The 26,336-nt window shown below is 33.5% G+C and carries 23 protein-coding genes; 19 read left to right on the top strand and 4 right to left on the bottom strand.

All coding sequences use genetic code 11. The features are described from left to right. The first annotated feature begins 24 nt into the window (after positions 1 to 24). From Q7C23_RS21205 to Q7C23_RS21190, 4 genes are all read left to right on the top strand, one after another. Positions 25 to 1,059 carry a VWA domain-containing protein gene (locus tag Q7C23_RS21205; protein ID WP_375034377.1) on the top strand — a complete coding sequence of 345 codons (1,035 nt, stop codon included), beginning with the start codon at positions 25 to 27 and terminating at the stop codon, positions 1,057 to 1,059. A 44-nt stretch (positions 1,060 to 1,103) separates the two neighbouring features. After that, positions 1,104 to 1,868 (top strand): tetratricopeptide repeat protein, encoded by a 765-nt coding sequence (locus Q7C23_RS21200; RefSeq protein ID WP_375034376.1) that lies wholly within the window; start codon positions 1,104 to 1,106, stop codon positions 1,866 to 1,868. A 115-nt stretch (positions 1,869 to 1,983) separates the two neighbouring features. Continuing rightward, positions 1,984 to 3,738 (top strand): BatD family protein, encoded by a 1,755-nt coding sequence (locus Q7C23_RS21195; protein ID WP_375034375.1) that lies wholly within the window; start codon positions 1,984 to 1,986, stop codon positions 3,736 to 3,738. A gap of 121 nt (positions 3,739 to 3,859) precedes the next feature. Continuing rightward, entirely contained in the window at positions 3,860 to 4,606 is a 747-nt protein-coding gene (locus Q7C23_RS21190) for a tetratricopeptide repeat protein (protein ID WP_375034374.1), read from the top strand. Between the two features lie 230 nt (positions 4,607 to 4,836). On the opposite strand, the gene Q7C23_RS21185 is transcribed toward Q7C23_RS21190, so the two are convergent. Next, positions 4,837 to 5,406: a 5-formyltetrahydrofolate cyclo-ligase gene (locus tag Q7C23_RS21185; RefSeq protein WP_375034373.1), complete on the bottom strand. Its 570-nt coding sequence runs from the start codon at positions 5,404 to 5,406 to the stop codon at positions 4,837 to 4,839. Further along, positions 5,393 to 6,370, bottom strand: a complete 978-nt coding sequence (locus Q7C23_RS21180; RefSeq protein WP_194657529.1) for a succinylglutamate desuccinylase/aspartoacylase family protein — start codon at positions 6,368 to 6,370, stop codon at positions 5,393 to 5,395. The genes Q7C23_RS21185 and Q7C23_RS21180 overlap by 14 nt, the downstream gene beginning before the upstream one ends. Positions 6,371 to 6,507: 137 nt before the next feature. Here Q7C23_RS21180 and uvrC point away from each other — a divergent pair, with 137 nt between their 5' ends. The 8 genes from uvrC (at position 6,508) to Q7C23_RS21140 (ending at position 17,426) form a co-directional block, all read left to right on the top strand. Next, the gene (uvrC, locus tag Q7C23_RS21175; protein ID WP_375034372.1) at positions 6,508 to 8,301 is read left to right on the top strand and encodes an excinuclease ABC subunit UvrC; all 1,794 of its coding nucleotides are present in this window, start codon (positions 6,508 to 6,510) and stop codon (positions 8,299 to 8,301) included. A 9-nt stretch (positions 8,302 to 8,310) separates the two neighbouring features. Continuing rightward, positions 8,311 to 10,602, top strand: coding sequence for a patatin-like phospholipase family protein (locus Q7C23_RS21170; RefSeq protein ID WP_375034371.1), 2,292 nt, complete (start codon positions 8,311 to 8,313; stop codon positions 10,600 to 10,602). A gap of 437 nt (positions 10,603 to 11,039) precedes the next feature. Next, positions 11,040 to 12,197, top strand: coding sequence for a homogentisate 1,2-dioxygenase (locus Q7C23_RS21165; RefSeq protein ID WP_375034370.1), 1,158 nt, complete (start codon positions 11,040 to 11,042; stop codon positions 12,195 to 12,197). A gap of 174 nt (positions 12,198 to 12,371) precedes the next feature. After that, positions 12,372 to 13,532: a 4-hydroxyphenylpyruvate dioxygenase gene (gene hppD, locus Q7C23_RS21160; protein WP_375034369.1), complete on the top strand. Its 1,161-nt coding sequence runs from the start codon at positions 12,372 to 12,374 to the stop codon at positions 13,530 to 13,532. Between the two features lie 299 nt (positions 13,533 to 13,831). Continuing rightward, the gene (locus tag Q7C23_RS21155) at positions 13,832 to 14,602 is read left to right on the top strand and encodes a DUF3108 domain-containing protein (protein WP_375034368.1); all 771 of its coding nucleotides are present in this window, start codon (positions 13,832 to 13,834) and stop codon (positions 14,600 to 14,602) included. Continuing rightward, positions 14,602 to 15,543 carry a tryptophan 2,3-dioxygenase family protein gene (locus tag Q7C23_RS21150; RefSeq protein ID WP_375034367.1) on the top strand — a complete coding sequence of 314 codons (942 nt, stop codon included), beginning with the start codon at positions 14,602 to 14,604 and terminating at the stop codon, positions 15,541 to 15,543. The genes Q7C23_RS21155 and Q7C23_RS21150 overlap by 1 nt, the downstream gene beginning before the upstream one ends. A gap of 21 nt (positions 15,544 to 15,564) precedes the next feature. Next, the gene (locus Q7C23_RS21145) at positions 15,565 to 16,785 is read left to right on the top strand and encodes a peptidoglycan DD-metalloendopeptidase family protein (RefSeq protein ID WP_375034366.1); all 1,221 of its coding nucleotides are present in this window, start codon (positions 15,565 to 15,567) and stop codon (positions 16,783 to 16,785) included. Positions 16,786 to 16,805: 20 nt separating this feature from the next. Beyond that, entirely contained in the window at positions 16,806 to 17,426 is a 621-nt protein-coding gene (locus Q7C23_RS21140) for a hypothetical protein (RefSeq protein WP_375034365.1), read from the top strand. 16 nt (positions 17,427 to 17,442) lie between these two features. On the opposite strand, the gene Q7C23_RS21135 is transcribed toward Q7C23_RS21140, so the two are convergent. After that, positions 17,443 to 17,793, bottom strand: a complete 351-nt coding sequence (locus Q7C23_RS21135; RefSeq protein ID WP_375034364.1) for a winged helix-turn-helix transcriptional regulator — start codon at positions 17,791 to 17,793, stop codon at positions 17,443 to 17,445. A 91-nt stretch (positions 17,794 to 17,884) separates the two neighbouring features. Between Q7C23_RS21135 and Q7C23_RS21130 the strand changes: the two genes are divergently transcribed. Then, positions 17,885 to 18,256, top strand: coding sequence for a DoxX family protein (locus Q7C23_RS21130; protein WP_375034363.1), 372 nt, complete (start codon positions 17,885 to 17,887; stop codon positions 18,254 to 18,256). Between the two features lie 45 nt (positions 18,257 to 18,301). Here the strand turns inward: Q7C23_RS21130 and Q7C23_RS21125 are convergent, their stop codons facing one another. Continuing rightward, positions 18,302 to 19,174: an AraC family transcriptional regulator gene (locus Q7C23_RS21125; RefSeq protein ID WP_375034362.1), complete on the bottom strand. Its 873-nt coding sequence runs from the start codon at positions 19,172 to 19,174 to the stop codon at positions 18,302 to 18,304. A gap of 67 nt (positions 19,175 to 19,241) precedes the next feature. On the opposite strand from Q7C23_RS21125, the gene Q7C23_RS21120 reads away from it, so the two are divergent. The 6 genes from Q7C23_RS21120 to Q7C23_RS21095 all read left to right on the top strand — a co-directional run bounded on the left by Q7C23_RS21120 (position 19,242) and on the right by Q7C23_RS21095 (position 26,239). Beyond that, a complete protein-coding gene (locus Q7C23_RS21120) occupies positions 19,242 to 19,802 on the top strand; it encodes a short chain dehydrogenase (protein WP_375034361.1) in 561 nt (186 codons plus the stop codon). Between the two features lie 10 nt (positions 19,803 to 19,812). Further along, complete coding sequence (locus Q7C23_RS21115; protein WP_375034360.1) at positions 19,813 to 20,316, top strand: lipocalin-like domain-containing protein; 504 nt, start codon at positions 19,813 to 19,815, stop codon at positions 20,314 to 20,316. 128 nt (positions 20,317 to 20,444) lie between these two features. Next, complete coding sequence (pgi, locus tag Q7C23_RS21110; protein ID WP_375034359.1) at positions 20,445 to 22,088, top strand: glucose-6-phosphate isomerase; 1,644 nt, start codon at positions 20,445 to 20,447, stop codon at positions 22,086 to 22,088. Positions 22,089 to 22,407: 319 nt separating this feature from the next. Next, the gene (locus Q7C23_RS21105) at positions 22,408 to 25,134 is read left to right on the top strand and encodes a TonB-dependent receptor (protein ID WP_375034358.1); all 2,727 of its coding nucleotides are present in this window, start codon (positions 22,408 to 22,410) and stop codon (positions 25,132 to 25,134) included. A 106-nt stretch (positions 25,135 to 25,240) separates the two neighbouring features. Beyond that, complete coding sequence (locus tag Q7C23_RS21100; protein WP_375034357.1) at positions 25,241 to 25,663, top strand: hypothetical protein; 423 nt, start codon at positions 25,241 to 25,243, stop codon at positions 25,661 to 25,663. 87 nt (positions 25,664 to 25,750) lie between these two features. After that, entirely contained in the window at positions 25,751 to 26,239 is a 489-nt protein-coding gene (locus Q7C23_RS21095; protein ID WP_375034356.1) for a septal ring lytic transglycosylase RlpA family protein, read from the top strand. The last annotated feature ends 97 nt before the right edge of the window (positions 26,240 to 26,336 follow it).

Below are 26,336 nucleotides of genomic sequence, written 5' to 3'. Positions count from 1 at the left end.
GCGACTGAAAACTAGAATTAAAAAATGGAATTAGACGAAAAAAAATATTTATACCTTTTATTCTTACTCCCAATTGTGGTGTGTATTTTTCTTTTCAATATGTATTGGAAAAGAAAGAAACAGCGTGAATTTGGTGATTTGGAAATGGTTAAAAAACTGAGCCCTGAACGTTCTGTTTTTAAACCTGTATTAAAATTATCTATACTACTTTTAGCACTCGCGTGTTTGATTATCGGATTAGTAAATCCGAAGATTGGAACTAAAATGGAAACTGTAAAACGTGAAGGTATTGATATTGTTTTTGCAGTCGACGTTTCTAAAAGTATGTTGGCCGAAGATGTGGCACCAAGTCGTTTAGAAAAAAGTAAACAGCTAGTTTCGCAAATTATCAATAATTTAGGAAGTGACCGAATTGGAATTGTTGCCTATGCTGGAAGTGCTTTTCCGGTTTTACCGATTACAACCGATTATAGCGTAGCAAAAATGTTCCTGCAAAGTATGAGTCCGGATATGGTTTCGTCTCAGGGAACTTCACTGGATGAAGCAATTCGTTTATCAGCAACTTATTTTGATGAAAAAAGCAAAACAAGCAAGTTATTGATTTTGATTTCTGACGGAGAAGATCATTCTGAAGGCGCTTCTGCAGCAGCGGAAGAAGCCAACAAATTGGGAATGAAAATCATCACCATTGGTATCGGAACAGAAAAAGGCGGAACTATACCATTAAAAGAAAATGGAGTTGTAAAAAGCTTTCAAAGAGATCAAAACGGAGAAGTTGTTATTACAAAACTTAATCAGGACGGACTGAAAGCAATCGCAAAAGCAACGAAAGGTGGTTATGTATATGGAGGAAGCACCAAAGAAGTTTTAGATTACGTAAAAAATGCATTGAATAACATTCAGAAAACAGAATTCGAAGCGACACAAATGGCCGATTTCCAATCGCAATTTCAATGGTTTTTGGGCTTTGCGTTCTTATTGTTGTTTGTAGATATTTTCCTTTTGGAAAGAAAAACCAACTGGATAAAAGAATTGAATTTATTTAACGAAAAGAAATAATTGTTTTGAAATTTATTTCGGAACAAAAAATTAAAAAAAATAGAATGAAAAATTTACTTCTTTATATTTTACTAACGTTTTCTTTAGCGGTTTCAGCTCAGGAAAAAGACAAGACATTGCCTGATGCCAATGAAGAATATAAGCAGAATAAATTTGTGGATGCTGAGGCAAATTATAGAATTTCACAGTCAAAATTTCCAAAGAAAGCGACTGCTTCTTATAATTTAGGAAATACTATTTACAAACAAAACCAGGTTTCTGAAGCAAAATTTGCTTACGGAAGTGCCATTAAAAACGCCAAAACACGACCTGAAAAGCATAAGGCATTTCATAATCTAGGAAATGTTTTCATGAAAGAGAAAGATTATACACAAGCTGTTGAAGCTTATAAACAAGCTTTGCGCAATGACCCTACTGATGATGAAACGCGTTATAATTATGCTTTGGCCAAACAAAAATTAAAAGAAAATCCTCCGAAAAACGATAAAAACAAGGATAAGGATAAAGACAAAGACAAGGATAAAAACAAAGATAAGGACAAGAACAAAGATAAAAACAAAGACAAGGATAAAGATAAGAAAGACGACAAAGGCGACAAAGACAAGGACAAAAAAGATGGTAAAAATGATCCGAAGAAAGATGATAAATCAGACAACAAAGGAGAACCAAAACCACAACCTGGCGGAATTTCAAAAGAACGTGTTCAGAATTTATTAGATGCCGTTAACAACGAAGAAAAGAAAATTCAGGATAAAGTAAATGCTCAAAAAGTAAAAGGAAGTCCGAAAAAAACAGAAAAAGACTGGTAATTTTTTTGGGTTAATTGTTTATTCGTTTAACTGTTTATTCGAATAGACAATAAAACTTAAAAAAAACCGATTAAACAAATAACAATTAAACAGTTAAACAAAACTGAAACAATTAATGAAAAGATATTTAATTCTATTACTATTCACTTTTCAAGGGCTTATGGCTCAAGTTCAATTTGAAGCCAGAGTAAGCAAGAACTCGCTTGGTATAAACGAGAGACTTCGTATTGACTTCATCATGAATGTTGACGGGGATAACTTCGAACAGCCTTCATTTGACGGATTTAGAATTGTAGCAGGACCAAGTCAGCAGATAAGTCAATCATGGGTTAACGGACGAAGCTCTTTTCAAAAAATATATTCTTATATATTACAACCTGCACAAAAAGGAACTTTAACTATTAAACAGGCTGCAATTGAGTTTAATGGTCAGAAATACAAAACGACCCCTCAAAAAATCGTTGTAACCAATGCTGTTGCTGAAGAAAGAGATCCAAGTGACCCTAGACAACAAGGCGGTGCCGGAAGCGAAACATTGAATTTGGTTGCTGAAATTTCAAAAACAAATCCGTATTTGAATGAACCAATCACTGTGGTTTATAAATTATACTTCAATAACATTAATGTTACCGGTTTTAAAGAACTTGGAAAACCAAAATACAATGATTTCTGGAATCAGAATATAGAAATCAAACAGTTAGCTATTGAAGAAGGAAGTTACAGAGGACAAAGATGCTATTTTGTGGTTTTAAAAAAGACCATTTTATATCCGCAAAAATCAGGAAAACTTACAATTGAACCTCTTTCACTTGATATTGGGGTGCAATTACCCACAAATCGTCGTGACATGTTTGGTCAAATGGTTCTGTCTGAGGACAATAAAGTCGTTTCAGCGGGAGCGAAAACCATCAATGTGAGACCACTTCCAGAAGCTAGTAAGCCTGAAGGTTTCACAGGAGCTGTTGGTAAATTCAATTTTACGGTTACTCCTTCGAAAACTACTTTAAAAAATGGCGAAAGTCTTGATTTGGTTGTAAGTGCTGCAGGAAGCGGAAACATGAAATTGTTTACACTTCCGAAACCAGTTGTTCCAAATGCATTAGAGATGTACGATCCTGTTCATGACGAAAAAGTCACCACTTCATTGGCTGGAATGTCAGGAAAAATTTCGGATAAGTACACTATAATTCCGCAATACAAAGGAAAGTACGTTATAAAACCAATGCAGTTTTCGTATTTTGATTTGAGTTCCGGATCATATAAAACCATTACTTCTCAGGAAATTACGGTTGACGTTTTAGACGGACCAATGCAGGCAGAAGCAAACGCAACAGCAAGTGCAGCGAAAAATGTGATTACTAAAACAGAACAATTCAGATACATCAAACCAAAAACTACTTTAGTCTCTATGGCTAAAAATGATTTTTATGGTTCAAATTTATATTACGGATTACTACTAGCACCTTTCCTTATTTTACCGATTATTGTTTTGGCTAAGAAAAAGAAAGAAGCAATTGACAGCGATGTTACCGGTAACCGAATTAAAATGAACAATAAGCTGGCTAAGAAATATTTATCTGAAGCTAAAAAACAGCTCAATAATAAAGAGCCATTTTATATTGCTTTGGAGAAAGCAATGCATAATTTCCTGAAAGCGAAGTTGCATATCGAAACTTCAGAAATGAGTAAAGACAATATTCGTGAATTGTTACTATCAAGAAATGCGAATCCGGAATCGGTTCAAAATTTCATTAATTTGACGGAAAACTGTGAGTTTGCACGTTATGCTCCGGCCTCAAGCGCTTCGATTCAACAGGATTTTGATAAGGCTGTTTTGATTATCTCTGAATTAGAAAAACAGATTGTTTAATTTTTTAACCACTAGTTAATTTTACCACAAAGTGCGCTAAGAAAGTGATTCGGATTGTGTTGATTTTAAGATCACAAAGTTTGAAAGTTCTCTAAAAAACTTTCCTTTAAATAAAACAAGAATGAAAAATATAGTATATCTCTTTTTATTAATTACTCAGGTTTTCTTTGCTCAAAGCAGCTTTGAAAAAGGAAATCTTTTGTATCAGGATAACAAGTTTGAGCAGGCTGCGCAGGAGTATGAAAATGTTCTTAAAGAAAATAAAGAACACTCAGCTGAGTTGTATTTTAATTTGGCTAATTGTTATTACAAACTAAATAAAGTTGCGCCTTCGATTTATAATTATGAAAAAGCATTGGTTTTAAAACCTCATGATGAACAGACTTTAAACAACTTAAAATTCGCCAAAAAACTCACTATTGACGAGATTAAAGAAGTTCCGAAAGTAGGTTTTGCAAAATTGATCCAAAACTTTACAGGAATTTTCGATTACAATACCTGGGCTAAAATTGCTGTTGGGATTGCTTTTCTTTTCTTATTGAGCTTTATTGGATATTACTTTTCACAGCTTACGCTTTCAAAAAGATTATATTTCATTGGAATGTTTGTATTGCTGGTTGGTGTTCTGCTAAGTGTTGCAGCAGCAATATCAGAGAAAGATTATTATGACAACGATCGCCCTGCGATTGTTTTTTCAGAAGTGAGTGAAGTTAGAAGCGAACCACAAAAAGCAGGATCGGCTATTTTCGTATTGCATGAAGGTGCCAAAGTTTATGTAACTGCAACACTTCAAAACTGGAAAAAAATAGAATTAACAGATGGAACAGAAGGCTGGATTGATGCTTCGACTATCAAAGAAGTGAAATAAAATTTCTTAAAATTACAATATAAAAATCCCAAATTCCAACTTTAAAATTGGATTTGGGATCTTTCATTTTTACAACTGATATAAGTATATTTTAATTTTCCTGAATAGAGAGATAAACTTACTTATATCATTTAAATCTAATCATTACCAAAGTGATAACTTTGCGAACTTAAAATCAACACAATCCAAATCATTTTTCTTAGCGCACTTTGCGGTAAAATAATTTGCGGTTAAAATTTATACACCAGCTCAGGCGTTACGCAATAATCCAACTTTACATCAGATTCAAAAACATCATCAATTTGATTTACGGCTTCAAAAAAAGAAAGTCCAATTTTGATGGTTTCTGGTTTACATTCGGTTAAGAATTTATCATAAAAACCTTTTCCGTATCCAATACGATTTCCAAAAACATCAAAAGCCAGAAGCGGCACAAAAACCACTTCAATAGTTTCAGCCGGAACTGGTAAACCGTTAACCGGTTCCGGAATGTTATATTCGTTTTTTTTGATTTTGGTGTTATCTGTCAATAAAAAGTGAGCCATTTTTCGGGTTTCAAAATCACTTTTCGAAACCACAATTTCTTTATCTTTTCCTGAAAGCAAGTGCAAAATATATTCGGTGTTCACTTCTTTTTGTTCTTCAATTGGAAGAAAAACATGATAATAGGTTTTATCCCAAATAGGCAATTGCAATATTTCATTGGCTATAGCCAGACTTTTTTCTTCGATATCATCAATCGAAAGTCCTTTTCGAAGATTTTTATAGTGTACGCGTAATTCTTTTTTATTCGTCGCCATCAGGAAGGGTTTTAGAAATATGGTAAATGGCATCGCCTTCATAAACAATTGGCGAATGATTGGCGTTGATGATGTAACCATCATGTGGTGCTTTTACTTTTTGCTCGAATTTACCAAAAGGATCAGTTATAATCGCCAAAATAGTTCCCTTGGTTACAAATTTTCCAATCAAATTATAATCGTGCAATAAACCGGAACATTTAGCCCGCAACCAAACCGAGTATTTAATATAAATCGAGGGAAAAAGAGCATCTTCAACAATTTGTTTTGAATCGAGCATGTTCAGGTAATTCAGCAAACGCTTCACTCCCTTTACACCTTCATTGGCGATAGCATTATTAATATCCAATGATTTTCCCCCTTCAAAAAGCAACATTTTTACATTTGCTTTTTCAGATGTATTTCTAAAAGAGCCTGTAATATTTTTTGAATATAAGGTAAATGGCGCGTTGAAAACATCTGCCAAAAGTTTTAATTCCGGATTGTTTTCACTTATCCTGATTTGTGGTGCATTAAATCGGCTCGCGCCTCCGGCATGAAAATCGACTGCATAATCAATAACAGGCAAAATTTCAGCCACAATATGAAACGCAAAACGACTTGCTAAAGAACCTTTTTTACTTCCGGGGAAAACGCGATTTAAATCACGGCCGTCCGGAAATTCTCTTGATTTATTTACAAAACCATACATATTGATAATCGGAATGCAAATAATGGTTCCGCGTGTTGGTCGGTTTATTTTTTTACTGATGAGCTGTCGCACAATTTCGACTCCGTTTATTTCGTCGCCGTGAATTCCGGCTGAGAACAAAACCACCGGACCATCTATTTTAGAACGACGCACAATAACCGGAATATTAAGCTTTGTTGTCGTGTGCAATCGGGCAATCTCAACGTTTATTGTTCTATTTTCTCCTGGCAAAACCGGTTCGCCAAAAATAATCATGGGCTTGTTATTTTTCATATAGAATTATAAAATCTAAATATAGAAATTATTCTTTTGATTTCGTAAATTTGAATCTAAATCCATGTTAAGCTTTAACTGAAAAACAAAATGGTTTTTCAGAATGCTTTTCGACCATCTTCAGAAACAAAAACAGAATGCAAAAACCGTCTTTACTACTTCAAATACAAACCTTGCCGGACAATCCCGGTGTGTATCAATATTATGATAAAGACGAAAAAATATTGTATGTTGGAAAAGCAAAAAATTTAAAAAAAAGGGTTTCCTCCTACTTCAATAAAATTCACGATACGGCCAAAACGAATGTACTCGTAAAAAAAATCGTGACTATAAAACACATCGTTGTTCCTACGGAAACTGATGCACTTTTATTAGAAAACAACTTAATCAAAACCTTGCAACCGCGTTATAACGTGTTACTTCGCGATGATAAAAGTTACCCTTGGCTTTGTATTAAAAAAGAACCTTTTTCGAGAATTTTTTCTACCCGAAGAATGGTAAAAGACGGCTCTGAATATTTTGGCCCCTATACTAATTTCAAAACCGTTCACACGATTTTAGAGTTAATCAAAGAATTATATCCTTTACGCACCTGCAATTATGATTTGAGTGAATCAAACATCAATTCTGGTAAATTTAAAGTTTGCCTTGAATATCATATTGGCAATTGTAAAGGTCCTTGTGAAGGGATTGAATCTTTAGAAAATTATCAGCGACAAGTTGATGCGATTCGCGAAATTTTGAAAGGAAATTTCAAAGAAAGTATGAAAGACTTTAAACGTTTAATGAATCAATATGCACAGGATTTACGTTTTGAAGAAGCACAGAAAATTAAAGAAAAAATAGAAGTTCTCGAGAATTATCAATCAAGATCAACAATTGTAAATCCGAAAATTACCAATGTCGATGTCTTTTCGATTGTATCTGATGAAAGTGCGGCTTATGTCAATTTTCTCCAAATTTCGCACGGATCGATTATTCGTTCTCATACTTTAGAAATTAAGAAAAAGCTGGACGAAAGTGATGAAGAATTATTGGAATTAGCTATCATTGAACTTCGCGAACGCTTTCATTTATTATCAAAAGAAGTTATTGTTCCATTTGAAGTTGATTTAGGGGAAAAAATTAAAACAACAGTTCCGCAACTTGGAGATAAAAAGCAGATTTTAGATTTATCTATCAGAAATGCTAAATTCTATAGAATTGAACAACTAAAACAATTACAGATTGTAGATCCGGATCGCCACGTTAATCGTATTATGGCGCAAATGCAAAAAGATTTACGTTTGCCGGTTGAGCCGCGACATATTGAATGTTTTGATAACTCGAATATTCAGGGAACAAATCCGGTTGCTGCTTGTGTTGTTTTTAAAGATGGAAAACCAAGTAAAAAAGATTATCGTCATTTTAATGTAAAAACAGTTGAAGGTCCGGACGATTTTGCGTCGATGACCGAAATTGTATACCGCCGTTACAAAAGATTATTGGACGAAAAAGAACCTTTGCCGCAACTTATTATTATTGATGGTGGAAAAGGACAACTTTCTGCTGCCTTAAAAAGTATCGATGATTTAGGTTTACGTGGAAAAATTGCGATTATCGGAATAGCAAAACGTCTCGAAGAACTTTTTTATCCCGGAGATTCTATCCCGTTGTATCTGGATAAAAAATCAGAAACTTTGAAAGTGATCCAACAATTACGTAATGAAGCACACCGTTTCGGAATCACATTTCACCGTGACAAACGAAGCAAAGCCGCATTAAATTCCTCAGTAGAAACCATTCCCGGAATTGGAGAAAAAACCATGCTGACCTTAATCCAACATTTCAAAAGTGTTAAAAGATTAAAATTAGCTTCAGAAAAAGAAATATCTGACGTTATAGGAGTATCAAAAGCCAAAAAAATTGTCGACTTTTACAAAACCAACTAGTAAATTTTTATGCGCCAAATTCAGCTTTCCATTTCAAATACCCGGTCAAAAGGATTTTCTTCTGTCCCGACAATTATCGGAAGCTTTTGGAGCATAATAGTTTTTCTTACTTTATTATTCAATTCTCAAAACTCCTTCTCGCAAGAACAAAAACAAGACAGCGTTAAACGTCCCAAAATAGGATTAGTACTAAGTGGCGGTGGCGCAAAAGGTTTTGCACACATTGGTGTTTTAAAAGTTCTGGAAGAAGCCGGAATAAAAATTGACTACATTGGCGGAACCAGCATGGGAGCTGTTATTGGCGGGCTTTATGCGTCCGGTTACAATGCTACTCAGATTGACTCTATCTTTAAACAAACTAACTTCGACGAATTAATAAACGATTATATTCCAAGATCTTCTAAAAACTTTTACGGCAAAAAAAATGACGAATTATATGCCATCGTTTTACCTTTTAGTAATTTCAGAGTTGGAATTCCGGAGGCACTTTCAAAAGGAATGTACAATTATAATTTATTAAGCAGTCTGACCAGAAATGTTCGTCATGTACGCGACTTCAATAAACTGCCAACTCCGTTTTTATGTATTGCAACCAATATCGAAACCGGTGAAGAAGTTTTGCTAAACAAAGGAAATCTGGTTCAGGCTATGATGGCGAGTTCGGCCTTTCCATCCTTATTTACTCCAGTCGAGATTGACGGAAATTTATTAGTCGACGGTGGTGTTGTCAACAACTACCCTATTAAAGAAGTGCGAAATCTTGGTGCCGATATTATAATTGGTGTTGATGTTCAGGACGATTTGTTAAAAAGAAAGAATCTTAAAAACGCTACCCGAATTTTAGTTCAGATTACCAATCTCCAGTCGATTGATAAAATGAAAAGTAAAATAAAAGATACTGATGTCTATGTAAAACCAGATATTCGTGACTTTGGTGTAATTTCATTTGACAGAGGAGAAGAAATCATCAGAAAAGGAGAAGAGGCCACTTTTGCAGTTTACGAAAAAATTAAATCATTAGTTACTGAAGAAAATTTTTATAAAAAACCAAAATTAAAAGTCGCAACTGACACCATTGAAATCAAAAAAATTAATAGCGACCAATTAGACAACTACACTAAAGAATACATCAATGGTAAACTTCGTTTTAAGCCAGGGAGCACCATAACTTATGATGATCTCAAAACCGGTATCAATAATTTAAATGCAACCCAAAACTTTAGCACGATCTCTTATTGTTTACAACCAAATGGAGAAAAAGACGATTTAGATCTTGTCCTAAAAGAAAACCCTACTCAAACCTTTTTAAAATTGGGATTACATTATGATGGTCTTTATAAAAGTGCTATTCTTTTGAATCTTACTCATAAAAAGACATTCCTGAAAAATGACGTTACTTCATTAGATATAATTTTAGGTGATAATTTCAGATATGATTTAAACTATTATGTCGAAAATGGTTTTAATATCAGCTTTGGATTTCGTTCAAGATTAAATCAATTTAACCGAAATGTAACGAGCAATTTAGGGAATTTAACGGCCCCAAGTCCTGATATCAATTTAATAAATGTTGATTTTATGGATGTTAGCAACCAGGCCTACTTTCAGACCATTTTTGTACAAAAGTTTTTAATGGGTGGTGGTTTAGAATACAAATATTTAAAGATAAATTCACCAACCTTGTCGAATACAGATAATGTTATTGATAAAAGCAGTTACTTTAGTGCTTTTGGTTACTTAAAATATGATTCATTTGACAACAAAAGCTTTCCGCGCTCCGGATTGTTTTTTTCTACAGATATTCAGACCTATTTAGGCTCTTCAGATTATACCAAGACTTTCAAGCCTTATTCTATGGCAAAAGCCGAGGTTGCCATAGCCAATACTTTATTTAGAAGAGCAACTTTTAAATTCGAAGCTGATGCCGGATTGACTTTTGGAAACGACAGTGTTCCATTTTTCGATTATATATTAGGTGGATATGGTTACAATAAAATAAACAACTTCAATTATTTCTACGGATATGATTTCCTGAGTATTTCCGGAAACAGTTTCATCAAAGCAGGAATTACTTTTGATTATGAAATTTTCAAAAAAAATCATGTCAACTTTTCTGCAAATTATGCTAATCTGGGCGATGACATTTTTTCTACTGTTGACTGGGTGTCGATGCCTAAATATTCAGGGTATGCAGTAGGCTATGGTTTAGAAACTATTATTGGTCCAATTGAAATTAAACAATCATGGTCACCTGAATTGTCTAAAAGTTTTACCTGGTTTAGTATTGGATTTATGTTTTAATAGTCTACTTAATTTAACCGCAAAGCGCAAAGATTTTTATATAGCAGTATCATCAAAAAAACAAAGTGCGCAAAGCTTTATTGATTTAGCTTTACTCACTTTGGGGTTAAATTTTTCAGTACTTAGATTTTACTCTAATTGAGAAAAAAATGAATTATTTAGCAACTATATCGTTGTAATGTCAAAAATTTTAGATTAATTTGCGCTCATAAATGATATGATTTACAATTTAAATCAATAAAAATTACGACATTTGTTATAATGAAAACAAAATGGACAGGTTTATTAGAATATCTTCAATTCCTCATCAAGAGAAATCCTGAGTGAAGCTATCGAATTGAGATAATTAGTCAGCGCAAAAGTTGAGCTGATTATCTGTTCACACAATTCACCTTTTTTCGAATTATCTAATTTACAAATTATCTAATTGAAAAGCCATGCCATTATATCATAAACTTGGAGATTTCCCTCAAAAAAGACACACCCAATTCGAAAAGCCAAACGGAGGTTTTTACTACGAACAATTGTTTGGTACCGAAGGTTTTCACGGACATTCATCGTTGTCTTATCATGTTCACAGACCAACGCAGGTCAAAGAAATTTTAAATTCTTATTCGGTTGAACCAAAAATTGCAATCGGAAAAAACATAAAATCATTACTTTTTAAAGGTTTTGAATTAAAACCGGAGAATGACTTTTTAAGCAGCCGCAAAGCCATGTTAGTCAATAAAGACTGTATTATTGGATTGGCAGCACCTAAAGAATCACTTCGAAATTATTTCTACAAAAATGCCGATGCCGATGAAATGCTTTTCATCCATAAAGGAAAAGGAAAACTAAGAACCATGTTAGGCAATATTCCTTTTGAATATGGCGATTATCTTATTATTCCAAGAGGCATTATTTATCAAATAGAATTTGAGACCGAAGAAAACCGACTATTTTACGTTGAATCTTATTCTCCTTTTTACACTCCAAAACGTTATAAAAACCAATCAGGACAGCATTTAGAACATTCGCCATTTTGCGAACGTGATTTTATTTTGCCAAACGAATTGGAAACACATGACGAAAAAGGTGATTTCTTAATTAAAATCAAAAAAGAAGGAATGATTCATGAAGTGGTTTATGCCACACATCCCTTTGATGTTGTGGGTTGGGACGGATATAATTTTCCATACGGATTCTCGATTCATAACTTTGAACCTATAACGGGACGTGTTCACCAACCGCCTCCGGTACATCAAACATTTGAAACGGCCACTTTTGTCGTTTGTTCTTTCTGCCCGAGACTTTACGATTATCATCCAAAAGCAATTCCGGCGCCATATAATCACAGTAATATAGATTCTGACGAAGTACTATATTATGTAGATGGCGATTTTATGAGCCGTAATAATATCGAGCAAGGTCATATCACTTTACACCCAAAAGGAATTCCGCACGGGCCCGCACCAGGCGCAATGGAACGCAGTATTGGTCACACAGAAACCCAGGAATTAGCCGTTATGGTTGATACTTTCAGGCCATTGATGGTTACGGAAGAAGCTATGGGTCTTGATGATGGACAATACTATAAATCTTGGACGGAGTAAATTTATTGGAATCGATCTAACCGCAAAGTCCGCAAGGATTTTACGCAAAAATCGCCAATCAACTTTGCGAACCTAGCGTAAAATCCTTGCGGACTTTGCGGTTAAAAAAACAAAACTTAAAACAACACATCGGTTCATCAAATGAACGATTAACCGATTAAACAAATAAACATCATGTCAAAAGAAGTAAAATCAGTAGAATACGGATTAGAAAAAATCTTTGAAGGAGCGCAAGATTTCCTTCCGTTATTAGGAACAGATTATGTAGAATTCTACGTAGGAAATGCAAAACAGTCTGCACATTATTATAAAACTGCTTTCGGATATCAGTCATTGGCTTACGCCGGATTAGAAACTGGAGTAAAAGACAAAGCATCTTATGTACTGAAACAAGATAAAATCAGAATTGTGTTGACAACACCTTTAACACAGGATTCTCCAATTCATGCACATCTTCAAAAACATGGTGATGGTGTAAAAGTGGCTGCTCTTTGGGTTGAAGATGCTACAAAATCGTACGAAGAAACTATGAAGCGTGGTGCCCGTTCTTTCATGGAACCAACTGTTGAATCAGATGAATTTGGGGAAGTAGTTCGTTCCGGAATTTATACTTACGGAGAAACGGTACACATTTTTGTAGAGAGAAAAAACTACAACGGCGTTTTCTTACCAGGTTACAAAGAATGGAAATCAGATTACAACCCAGAACCAACCGGATTAAAATATATTGACCATATGGTTGGAAATGTGGGTTGGAACGAAATGAATACCTGGGTAAAATTCTACGAAGACGTTATGGGATTCGTGAATTTCCTATCTTTTGATGATAAACAAATCAATACTGAATATTCAGCTTTGATGAGTAAAGTAATGTCTAATGGAAACGGAAGAATTAAATTCCCAATCAATGAACCAGCTGAAGGAAAGAAAAAATCTCAAATTGAAGAATATTTAGATTTTTATGGCGGACCTGGAATTCAACACATTGCCATTGCTACAGATGATATTATCAAAACGGTTTCGCAACTTAAAGCAAGAGGTGTTGAGTTTTTATCTGCTCCACCACATACTTATTATCAGGCGATCCCTGAAAGATTAGGTGTTCACATGGACATGATGAAAGAAGATTTAAACGAAATTGAGAAACTAGCCATCATGGTCGATGCCGATGAAGATGGTTACTTATTACAGATATTTACTAAGCCAGTTCAGGACAGGCCAACACTATTTTTTGAAATTATTCAACGAATGGGAGCAAAAGGCTTCGGTGCAGGGAACTTTAAAGCCCTTTTTGAGTCGATTGAGAGAGAGCAAGAATTGAGAGGAACATTATAAAAACGCTATTTTTTTACATTAAACAGGATAATTCTCTGTAAAAGGATGCTTTTTATGCAAATGTTATGTTAAACTTACCTTTTTCTATTTCTTTTTTGAACTTTCTGCATATCTTTGCACTCGCAAATCAGGAAGGGGTGGTTTCCTTCCGAATTGATATAAATTTCATAATTTATAGTTTTTTGGTTAGTTAATAGCATAAAAACTCAGTCATTCCTTGACTGAGTTTTTTTGTTTTGGTACATTTGGAATAGAATTTGCATTTAATTATCTTTATAATGAAATGTAAAAATTGTACTATGAAAAAGCTAGTTCTCATCATATTAATTCTCACCACCTTTGCTTTTGACACTCAAAAAGAAGATGCATTTGGTACGGGAGAATTCTTCAAATTCAGGATCCATTACGGAATTGTCAATGCGGGTTATGCCACACTCGAAATTAAAGACGCTACAATAAACAATAAAAAAGTGCATCATGCGGTGGGTAAAGGTTACACAACCGGGATGTCAAAATTCTTCTTTAAAGTAGAAGATTTATACGAAAGCTACTTTGACAAAGAAACCGGAAGCCCTTATAGATATATACGAAAAATTGACGAAGGCGGATACACTAAAAATCAGGAAGGTATTTTTAATCAGGCAGAAAATCGTGTATTAGTAAAAGACTATAAACGAAAGTCAGAAAAAACGATTATCACAACAGATAACGTTCAGGATATTATTTCTTCTTTTTATTACTTGCGAAATCATCCCAACATCGACAAGCTAAAATCTGGTGAAGCCATTACGATCGACATGTTTTTTGATGACGAAATCACAAAATTTAAGTTAAAATATATAGGTCGTCAGGATATTACAACTAAATTTGGCACCGTTTCTACAATGGTATTTAAACCAATGGTACAAACAGGACGAGTTTTCAAAGAAAAAGAAAGCGTAACGCTCTGGATAACAGATGACGACAACAAAGTTCCGATTAGAATTAAAGCGGATCTTGCAGTAGGATCGCTTAAAGCCGATCTTGACGAGTATAAAGGATTAAAAAATCCATTTAAAGCAAAAAAATAATGAACCTTACTGATCATTCAGAATCAATCTTAAATGAAATTGACCTTAAATTTCAAGCCATAAATCAAAAAACCGATGTTCAGCTTGAAGGCTTACTCTGGTCAAAACCAATTACTTATTGGGACTATATTCAAACTGATGCGCTTTTAAGTTTACAAACACAACGTACTACACTTCCTGATGAGATGGTTTTCATCATGTATCACCAGGTGAATGAATTAATTTTCAAGATGATTTTGTGGGAAATCGATCAGATCGCCGATACCGAAAATATTCAGGTTGATTTTTTCAGTGAAAGATTATCAAGGATCTCAAGATATTTTGACATGCTTACTAATTCATTCAGTATCATGGAAAACGGAATGGATGTGGATCAATACATGAAATTTAGAAATACGCTTACACCTGCAAGTGGTTTTCAGAGTGCACAATACAGATTGATTGAGTTTGCATCGACTGATGTCATTAATTTAACAGATCGCAGATATAAAGCAAATTTTGACGAAAATACCGACATAGAAACCAGCATTGAACATTTATATTGGCAGGCTGCCGGTAAAGATTATCAAACAGGTGAAAAATCATATCTTCTTAAGGAATTTGAAAACAAATATAAAGTTCAGTTTTTAAGACAAATGTCTACTTTTAAAACTAAAAATATTTGGCAAAAATTCACCCAGTTACCCGAAACAGATCAGCAAAACGAAGCGTTAATAAATGCAATGCGTCATTATGACAAAACTGTGAATATCACCTGGGTTATGCAGCATTTGAATACAGCAAGAAAATACATTTTGGAAAGCGGAAAAGGTAACGGAGAAGCTACCGGTGGAAGTGACTGGCAAAAATATATGCATCCAAAATACCAAAGACGCATCTTTTTTCCTAAATTGTGGACCGAAGATGAATTGTCCAATTGGGGAAATGAAGAAACCATTTAATTTTCCACAAAAAATAAAAGTTTGAAAAAAGCATTCGTAATTATAATCGTTTTATTCTCAATATTTTCATGTAATAAAACCGATGAAAAAGTTGAAACTAAAATCACTAAACCAAAAACTAAAAAAGTAGAATTTGGCTTTAATTACGCCGACTTTAATGTTGTTAATGATACCATTTCAAAAGGAGACTCCTTTGGATCCATCATTCAAAATCAAAATATTGGTGATAAACAAGTATTTAATATTGTCGAGCAGGTAAAAGATTCTTTTAATGTTAGAACGATTCGCTACAACAAACCTTATACACTCCTTCGTGCTAAAAATAAAACCAATAAATTACAGGTTTTCATCTATCAGCCTGACGCACTAACTTATTATGTAGTTGACTTAAGAGATAGTATTGCAAAAGCGTACAAAAAAATAAAACCTGTTACTTTTAAACGTAAAATAATTGGTGGTGTTTTAAAAAGTTCATTATCTGAAACTTTAGGAAACGCAAGTGTAGAAACAGCTTTGGCCAGCAGAATCACCAAAGTATTTTCATGGTCAATTGACTTCTTCAAACTTAAAAAAGGAGATCGTTACGGTTTAATTTTCACTGAACGCTTTATCAACGGAAAAACATATGATGGTGTTGAAGATCTTGAAGCTGCCTTTTTTGAATACAAAGGAAAAATCGTTTATGCATTTCCATTCGAAAAAGATACACTTTCGGGAAAAGTAGAATATTATGACGATCAGGGAAAAACGCTGAAAAATTTCTTCTTAAAAACTCCAATTAAATTCAGTCGAATCACATCAAGATTTACGATGAACAGATTTCATCCTGTGCAACATACCTGGAAAGCACACAAAGGAACGGATTATGCGGCTCCAAGAGGAACACCAATTTCAACAACCGCTGCCGGAGTTGTAGAAGCTACAGGCTATACTGCAGGAAACGGAAACTTCGTTAAAGTAAAACACAACGGAACCTATTCTACCCAATATTTACACATGTCAAAAATTCTTGTGCGTCGCGGACAACGTGTAACCCAAGGACAAACCATTGGATTAGTTGGAAGCACAGGATTAGCTTCTGGGCCACACGTTTGTTACCGATTCTGGAAAAACGGAGTTCAGGTTGATGCCCTTCGATTGAATTTACCAACAGGAGAATCATTGACAGGAAATGACAAAACGCGTTTCTTAAAACAAATGGAACCACTAAAAAGAGAATTGGACAGCATTGGGAATTTGTAAATATCTGAAATCGAACTCGAATGAAAAATGCACGTCTTAAAGCAATTTACAATGAAACTTTTTCGGGTTTAAAACTATTTTACAGAGATACTGATTTACCTGATAATTTAATTTCAAATTATAAAATTGGACAAATAATTCAGGAAAAAGGATTTACCGATATGTCATCTCTTGGTGGCGGGCTTTCCGGAAATATCAGGTATTTGATTGCAAGTGCGCATCCAAAAGATTTATCGAAATTCAACCCTGACTCTGCAAAAATTGGTCATTTTCTATTAGATACTATTGCTTATTTTAAAGTATTGGATATTCAGAAAATAGAAAATAAAACGCAGATTTTCCTTTTAAACATTCCGGACAATTCGATTTCACTTTTTAAAAATTCATCTTCAAACCTGGAAGAAGAAATCACAGAAAAAGCACGAAAAAAATTTAATGATAAAATTCATTCTCCGTTAATTACAGTATTACAAACAGCTGACTGGAAAGAAAGAACCAAATCGCCATTAGGAATGAGTGATACTGGTGAACTATTTTTTGATGATTCGAAAATCAAAATTGAATCGCCAAAAAGAATCGAAATCAACACCGATAAAAAAACTATCGAAGTTAATAAAAAGCCGTGGTGGAAGATTTGGTAATCAAATTGCCATCCTTTTAAACATTTTTTTCTCCCCATTTATCCATCATAAACAGAATTTCTTTCAAAGAATGCCCCAGTTCTGTTAATTCATATTCAACTTTCGGAGGAACTTGTTGATGAACGATTCGATTTACCAATTTATCTTTTTCCAGTTCTTTGAGCTTTGCAATAAGCATTCGTTCAGAAATTCCAACAAGTCTGTTTTTTAATTCGCTATATCTAAGTTTCTGTTCATTCAAGAGATATGACAGTATATTTATTTTCCACCTTCCACCAATTACAGATAACGTAAATGCAATTCCGCAGTTTTCTTTCCAATAAATCTCATTGATGTTATTCGTTGAATTTTCTTTTCTGTTTTCCATACTTCCTTTTTTGTGTGTACCATACAATTTTGTATGTATCTATTTTTTTGCAAGTTAATAAATACATTTGTTATTATAAAAAATCATAAATATGGAAACAATTAAAATCGCAATTCATTGGTTAAGTTATGCTTACTATTTATACATATTCGGATACGCATCTCTATTTAAAGTTTTTCAAAAAGAATCTATGATACTAAGTATGCAGTCTTTGGGATTTAATAAAACATGGACAATTGCAATAGGAGTATTTGAATTAATTGGTGTTATACTCATTCTGATCGGAATTTTTCAGCCACAATATAAAAATGCCGGCATATTATTCTTATTCCCATTCGCTATAGGAGCATTTACTACACACATGGCACATCAGGAATACAATCACTATTATCATTCTTTACTAGTATGTATTTTGACAATTGTCATATTGGCAACAGACAAAACCTTTAGAATAATTTTATAAAAGTAAAAAATAGCTTTGACCGAAGCCTGAAGATTTTAAAGATTATTATTTACAAAACTTCTTTCTAAATTCTGACGGATTGATTCCCTTATGTTTTCTGAAAACTTTATTCAGATGACTTTCGTCAGAAAAATGCAATTCATCTGCAATTTCATTAATACGCATATCGCTATTCAGAAGTCTGGCTTCAATCAATCTCAATTTGTAGTTTGAAATGTACTCCTGAAGTGTTTCACCAGTTTGTTTCTTAAAATATTTCCCCAAATAATGAATTGAGATATTAAAATGTCCACTTATTACATTTGCTTTTAACTGCTTTGGGTCGTAGATATTTTCCTGAATATAATGCAAAATTTCAAGAACCATTTCTCCCGTATTTTCCTTAATATTCTTTGGCAGTTTTAAAGCAATATTCCTTGCTACAACAGTTATAATTGCATTAACAATTTGCTCGATAATTTTTTGATGGTAAATCTGCTGATTGTTTTGCTCGTTAATAATACTTTCAATAAGTGAGGCTATTAACGGTTTGTCAATCGTATTTTTGAGAATACATCCTGGACGATGACTTGCATTTTGAAGAATATATTCCATTCGCAACACCGTTTCACTTTGCAGATTTTGAGAATTCGCTTTGACATAGTATTCATTAAACCGAAGAAAAAAGAATTTCGTTACTGTTGAAATTTCAAATGAATGAATATCCTGTGGCGTTACAAGAAACAGATTTCCTTTTCGGTATTGAAACTTATTGTTGTTTATAATCTGAATTCCGGTTCCATCAACAACATAAATTAGCTCAAAGAAATTGTTTTTCCGAATTATTTTCGGAAACTGTTCTAATTCCTTAAAATCAACTTCAAAAGGAAGATATAAATTCTTATCTGTCATACTGCTAAAATACAATTTAACTGCCAATTAGTACAATTTTAGAAGAAAGCTAATCCCCTAATTTTGTTTCAGATAATAACTAAAAAACTACAAAATGAAAATTCTTTTAATTGGAGCAAGCGGAACAATTGGCAAAATACTGCAGTCCGCTTTAGAAAAAAACCATGAAATTATTTCTGCCGGACGAAACAGCGGTGATTTTAGATTTGATTTATCAGATTCAAATTCTATAGAAAAATTATTCAGCAAAGTTAAAAACATTGATGCCTGTATATGTGTCGCCGGAGACTGCTACACCGGAGATTTACTTTCGCTTGACGAAGAAAAAATAAATATTGGCATTAAAAATAAGTTGCTGGGACAAATCAATCTGGTTTTAATTGGACAAAAGCATTTAAAAGATAACGGAATATTTATCCTCACCTCCGGCAAAATGGGCGATAAACCTGTAAAGAACAACAGTGGCAAAGCAATTGTAAATGGTGCGATTAACAGTTTTGTGCTTTCAGCTTCACTTGAATTAGAAAGAGGAATTAGAATAAATGCTGTTAGTCCTGCAAAAGTATCAGACATTCCGATTGAGGATTTAATTAGTGCCTACTCAAAAAGTATGGATAAGACAATAAATGGAGAAATTATTAAAGTAAACTATTAAAATTTTAAAGATGAAAAATGCAACAACTATATTATTCTTGCTTTTAGCTCTAAATACAGCTATTGCTCAAAAAACAAAACAAGCAATAAACACAGAACTTTTAGGCTCCTGGACTTTGGTTTCTGTTGAGAATATAAATTCAGATGGAACAAAAAACCTTCCTTATGATGTAAATCCGAAAGGCATTTTGTTCTTTGATGAAAAAGGGAATTATGCTATTGAAATATATAAAAGCGACAGGCCAAAAATAATTTCGGGCGATAAAAACAAATGTACACCGGAAGAAAATGCTTCGATTGTTCAGGGAAGCAATGCGCACTTTGGTGAATATGAAATTGATGAAACAAACAAGATTATTACTTTCAAAATAAAAATCGCATCGTTCCCAAACTGGGAAGGAACGATTCAAAAGAGATCTTACACATTTCTAAATAACGAACTTAAATATGTTGTAATAAATACAACGCAAGGCGGAAAATCTGTTTCGGCCGAAGTTGTCTGGAAAAAATTATGATGCAGACTCATAAAACGTTTTCGTAACTAATTGTTATATAATTGTGAAGCTTAAAGCTTTTAAAAGTTATTTCAGTATTTTTGTGTTTTAAAAAACCACATATAACCACTTTCTCAATTAAATACAAAATGGCTTTAAACACAACAAACCCAACCGGGACTGAAGCGTGGAAAAATCTGCAAAACCACTATAATGCAATTCACGAAACTACTATACAAGAATTGTTTCAACAAGATAATGCCCGTGCTGAAAAATTCAACTTACAATGGAATGACTTTTTAGTAGATTATTCTAAAAACAATATTAGTCAGGAAACTATTGCTCTTTTATTAGAATTAGCAAATTCAATTGGATTAAAAGAAGCAATTGCTCAATATTTTGATGGAGAAATCATCAACCAAACAGAAAACAGAGCTGTTTTACATACCGCTTTGCGTGCACCAGAATCGGCAGTAATTACTGTTGATGGAGAAAATGTAATTCCCGAAGTTTACGAAGTAAAAAATAAAATCAAAAACTTTACCAACGAAGTTATTTCAGGCGAAAGAAAAGGTTTCACAGGAAAAGCCTTTACTGATATCGTTAATATCGGAATTGGAGGTTCAGATCTTGGTCCGGTAATGGCAGTTGAAGCTTTACAATACTACAAAAATCACCTTAATTTACATTTTGTTTCGAATGTTGACGGTGATCATGTTAATGAAGTTATCAAAAAACTAAACCCGGAAACCACTTTATTTTTAATTGTTTCTAAAACCTTTACAACTCAGGAAACTTTATCAAATTCTGAAACTATCAAAGAATGGTTTTTGAAATCGGCTTCTCAAGAAGATATCGCAAAACACTTTGTAGCAGTTTCTACTAATATTCAAAAAGTAACAGAATTCGGAATTAATCCCGACAACGTTTTCCCAATGTGGGATTGGGTTGGAGGAAGATTCTCTTTATGGAGCGCTGTTGGTTTAAGCATCGCTTTGGCCGTTGGTTTTGATAACTACAATGAATTATTGACAGGTGCTAACGAAATGGATGACCATTTCAAGTCAGCTGAATTTGATGAAAACATTCCGGTAATCTTGGCTTTATTAAGTGTTTGGTACAATAATTTTTTCGGAGCCGAAAGCGAAGCCTTGATTCCTTACACTCAATATTTACAAAAATTAGCTCCTTACTTGCAACAGGCAACTATGGAAAGCAACGGAAAAAGCGTTGGTCGTGACGGAAAACCCGTAAACTACCAAACCGGAACTATTATTTGGGGAGAACCAGGAACAAATTCACAACATGCTTTCTTTCAATTAATTCACCAGGGAACAAAATTAATTCCGACTGATTTTATTGGGTTCATAAAACCTTTATACGGAAACGAAGATCATCACGATAAATTAATGTCGAACTTTTTTGCTCAGACAGAAGCTTTATTAAACGGAAAAACTCCGGCTCAGGTTCAGGCTGAATTTGACAAACAAGGACTTTCTGCAGAAAAAGCGTCTTACTTATTACCCTTTAAAGTTTTCACAGGAAACAAACCAACCAATACCATTTTGATTCAAAAATTAACACCTAAATCTTTAGGATCATTAATCGCTTTATACGAGCACAAGATTTTTGTTCAGGGTGTTATCTGGAACATTTTTAGCTTCGATCAATGGGGAGTTGAATTAGGAAAACAATTGGCTAATTCAATTTTAGACGAAATAAATTCAAAAACTGTAAAAAGTCATGATAGTTCAACATCCTTTTTGTTGAACTACTTTTTAAAGAACAAATAGCATTCTCTTTAAGTTTTCATAACAAACTGAAACGCCTTGATTTAACTAAAATTAAGGCGTTTTTTCGTATAAACAGACTACTTTTTAGCTTTAAATCATTAATAATTGCAAGTTTAGACTTACAGCACCATTGGAATAATTATGTTTTTAACAAAAAACAGCTATCTAAATTCAAAAAAACATTATTTTATCTAGTAAAAAAAGGAAAAATCATTTTAATGCGCAACACAATAGATAAAACTGACTTTTCTTAACATTTTGATAACACTATCTGAGTTATTTGTTATAATTTTGCCAAAAACAATAAACTAAATAACAAATGAAGACAATGAAAAATTGGTTACTTACTGGACTGTTGTTCATGATAGTTTCAACCGCATTTTCTCAAAGTAAAATTACTGGTACTATTACCGACGGTGCCCTTTCTTTACCTGGTGCTAACGCATTAGTAAAAGGATCATCAGACGCTGGATCAAGTGATTTTGATGGTAAATTCACAATTACAACTTCTCTTACATCTGGAGAGATTGTCGTTTCTTATCTTGGATATGAAACAAAAACAATTTCATTTTCTGTTGCAAAAGGAGGAACAGCAAATTTAGGAGTAATCGTTTTACAAGCTAATTCAAATGAATTAAGCGAAATTGTAGTAAAAAGTACAGTAGTAGATATTGCAAAGGACAGAAAAACACCTGTTGCAGTTTCAACTATTAAGGCAGCAGAAATTCAAGCAAAACTAGGGTCACAAGAATTCCCTGAAATCCTTGCTAACACTCCTTCTGTATACGCTACGAAAGGCGGTGGTGGTTATGGAGATTCAAGAATCAATATTCGAGGATTTGACCAAAGAAACATTGCAGTAATGATAAACGGAGTTCCTGTTAATGACATGGAAAATAGCTCTGTATACTGGAGTAACTGGGCTGGTTTATCTGATGTAACTTCAGCTATGCAAGTTCAAAGAGGTTTAGGTTCATCTAAATTAGCTATTTCATCTGTTGGAGGAACTATAAACGTAGTTACAAGATCAGCTGATATGAAAGAAGGCGGAACAATTGCACTTACAACTGGTAATGATAATTATTTCAAAAGTCTTGTATCATATTCTACAGGAAAAATGAGTAATGGTTTATCAGCTTCTGTCCTATTTAGTAATACTATTGGTGATGGTTATGTTGATGGAACTAAATTCTCTGGTCAAAACTATTTTATTGGACTTGGTTATTCTTCTAAAAACAATAAACACGATTTTCAATTCACATTCACAGGTGCTCCACAATGGCACAACCAAAGAAGTTTTGCTAATACTTTAGCATCATATATTCAATATGGTAACCCAGCAGAAAACAAACCGGACATTAAGTATAACTCTGATTGGGGATATAAAAATGGTGAAGAATATTCATGGGCAAGAAATTTCTACAGCAAACCTGTAGCATCTATCAACTATGACTATAAAATCTCTGATAAAACAAAATTATCATCAGTACTTTACGCTTCATGGGGAAGAGGTGGAGGAACAGGTAATATTGGAAAAAGCCCTTTCGCTTATAAAACTGAAGACGGTTTAGTTCCTTTTGATGAATTCGTAAAATTCAATACAGGACAACCAAATACAATTGGAGCACCATTAACTCCAAATGCAGATGGAGAATATGTGGTAAACAGAAGTACTGGATTCACCAGAAGAGCCTCTATCAATTCACATGACTGGTACGGTGCTGTTGTTAATTTAAATCAAAAACTTACTGAAACATTAACACTTGATTTTGGAATTGATGCTAGAACTTATACTGGATATCATTTTAGAAATGTTAATGACAGATTAGGAGCTGATGTGTATTTTGACAATCAAAATGCTAATTTTAAACCAGACGGAAGATACTTGTACCAAACATATTCTGCTACACCTAGCTTCAATCCTTTTACAAATGTAAAGGATCAAGAAAAAATTGAATACAACAACAACGGATATGTTAATTGGTATGGAGCTTTCACTCAATTAGAATATTCAGGAGAAAAATTATCTGCATTTATTCAAGGAGCGGTATCTAATCAAGGTTTCCAAAGAGAAGACACATTTCTTTATTTAGAATCAGATCCACTTTACAAAACAGATACTGAAAATATTTTAGGAGGAAATGTTAAAGGAGGTGCAAACTACAACATCAATGAGCACCACAATGTTTTTGCTAACGCAGGTTATTACTCAAAACAACCATTCTTCAATGCAGTTTATCGTAACAACCAATCAATTGCTTTTGATACTCCAAATGAAAAAGTTACTGGATTAGAGGCAGGATACGGATATAGATCATCAAAAATCAATGCTAACGTAAATGCCTACTATACATCTTGGAAAGATAGATATCAAAGATCTACTGACCCAAGTTCTACAAACAGAAACGGTTATTATGATGCATTAGGTGTTAATGAGCTTCACACTGGTATTGAACTTGAGGTGAATGCTAAACCAACTCCTCAATTAAGCTTAAATGCTATGGTTTCATTTGGACAATGGAAGTATGAAGGAAATGCAACATACAACAAGTTTGACCAAAACAATGCTCCATTAGAATCAGGAACGTTATATTTAGACGGCGTTAAGGTTGGAGATGCAGCACAAACAACTGCAAGTTTAGGTGCAGCCTACGAAATTTTAGAGCGCTTTACTGTTGATGCAAATTACAGATATACTGATCAGCTTTATGCAGCAATTGAACCAGGAAGATTTTCAGCAGAAAACCATAAAGGTACTTTAGAGCTTCCTTCTTATGGATTAATGGATGCAGGTATCTCATACAAATGGTTAATCGGAAGTTCTAAAAAATCTTCAGTAAATTTCAGACTTAATGTAAACAATGTTTTAAATGAGATTTATATTTCTGAATCAAGAACAAATATTTTTACAGATGATTTCGTAACTGGAACCTCAGGACCTACTTATGCTTCATCAGGAAAAGTATACGATGGTATCGCAACAGCTAACCAAGTGTTTTTTGGATTTGGTAGAACTTGGAATTTCAGTATGAGATACAATTTCTAATATTTAGAATCTAAATAAATATCATAAACGGCATCGACTTTTAAGTTTGATGCCGTTTTTTTATAGCCTTTTTTGTTATATTTGTTTTGAACAAAAAAACAGTTTTATGTATTATTTTCTACAAAAATTCCATTCCGGATGGGCTTATCTGGCATTATTACTTTTATTGGTTGCCGTTGTAAATGCCATTATCGGATTAACCTCTAAAAAAGAGTTTACAGCTAAGGACCGCAAGATTGCTTTGTTTGCCTTAATTGGTACTCACACGCAATTGTTGATTGGTTTAATTCTTTATTTTGTATCTCCGCTTGGAAAAGCAGCTTTTGGAGAAATGTCTAATGCTGAACTTCGATTAACATCATTAGAGCACCCTTTAATTAACATTATAGCTATCATCCTAATTACTATTGGATGGTCTAAACATAAAAAAATACTTAATAGCGAAGCTAAATTTAAAACGTTTGCTATTTTTTACGGATTAGGATTATTACTTATATTGAGTAGAATCCCGTGGAACCTATGGTTCTAAAAAACCAATTAAAGCCCTAAAAATAGGGCTTTTTTTATCTCGGCATATTATTTGTACAAACTCCCCAAGTCTGAAAAAGAATAACCCATGAGAATTAAAAAAAATATTTTACTCAGTGCATTTACAATAACTTTTTTAAGTTGTGTAACCTACGTAATGAGTCAACAAGTCAGGTCAACAGAACCTAAAATCACGCAGGACACTATTAAAAACAACAAAACAGGTCTAATCATAACTATCGATTCTGTTTTTACCGACAATGGTTTAAAATTAAAACCATACAAAAAAAATGCACACGCTTCCTATTATGCCGATAAATTTACTGGCAGAAAAACTGCAGACGGAAGCAGATTTGACAACAATAAATACACCGCTGCTCACAAAAAACTTCCATTTGGAACCAGAATAAAAGTAACAAATGAAGCCAATGGAAAATTTGTAATCGTTAAAATTACTGATAGAGGCCCGTTTGTTAAAACCCGTGAATTAGACCTTTCAAAAAGAGCTTTTATGGACATTACCCGAAGCAAAGGTGCCGGTGCAATGAAAGTCACTATTGAGACTATAGTAGAATAAAAAAAATCCCGCTATATTAGGAGGACACTGAAAAAGTCTTTTCGCGAATAAATTGTTAATTAAAAGGAGCAGAAGCTAAAAGTTTTCTGCTCCTTTT

Source organism: Flavobacterium sp. LAR06 (assembly GCF_041946075.1).
In the GTDB taxonomy this organism is placed as follows: domain Bacteria; phylum Bacteroidota; class Bacteroidia; order Flavobacteriales; family Flavobacteriaceae; genus Flavobacterium.
This window is presented reverse-complemented; position numbering and strand designations above follow the sequence as displayed.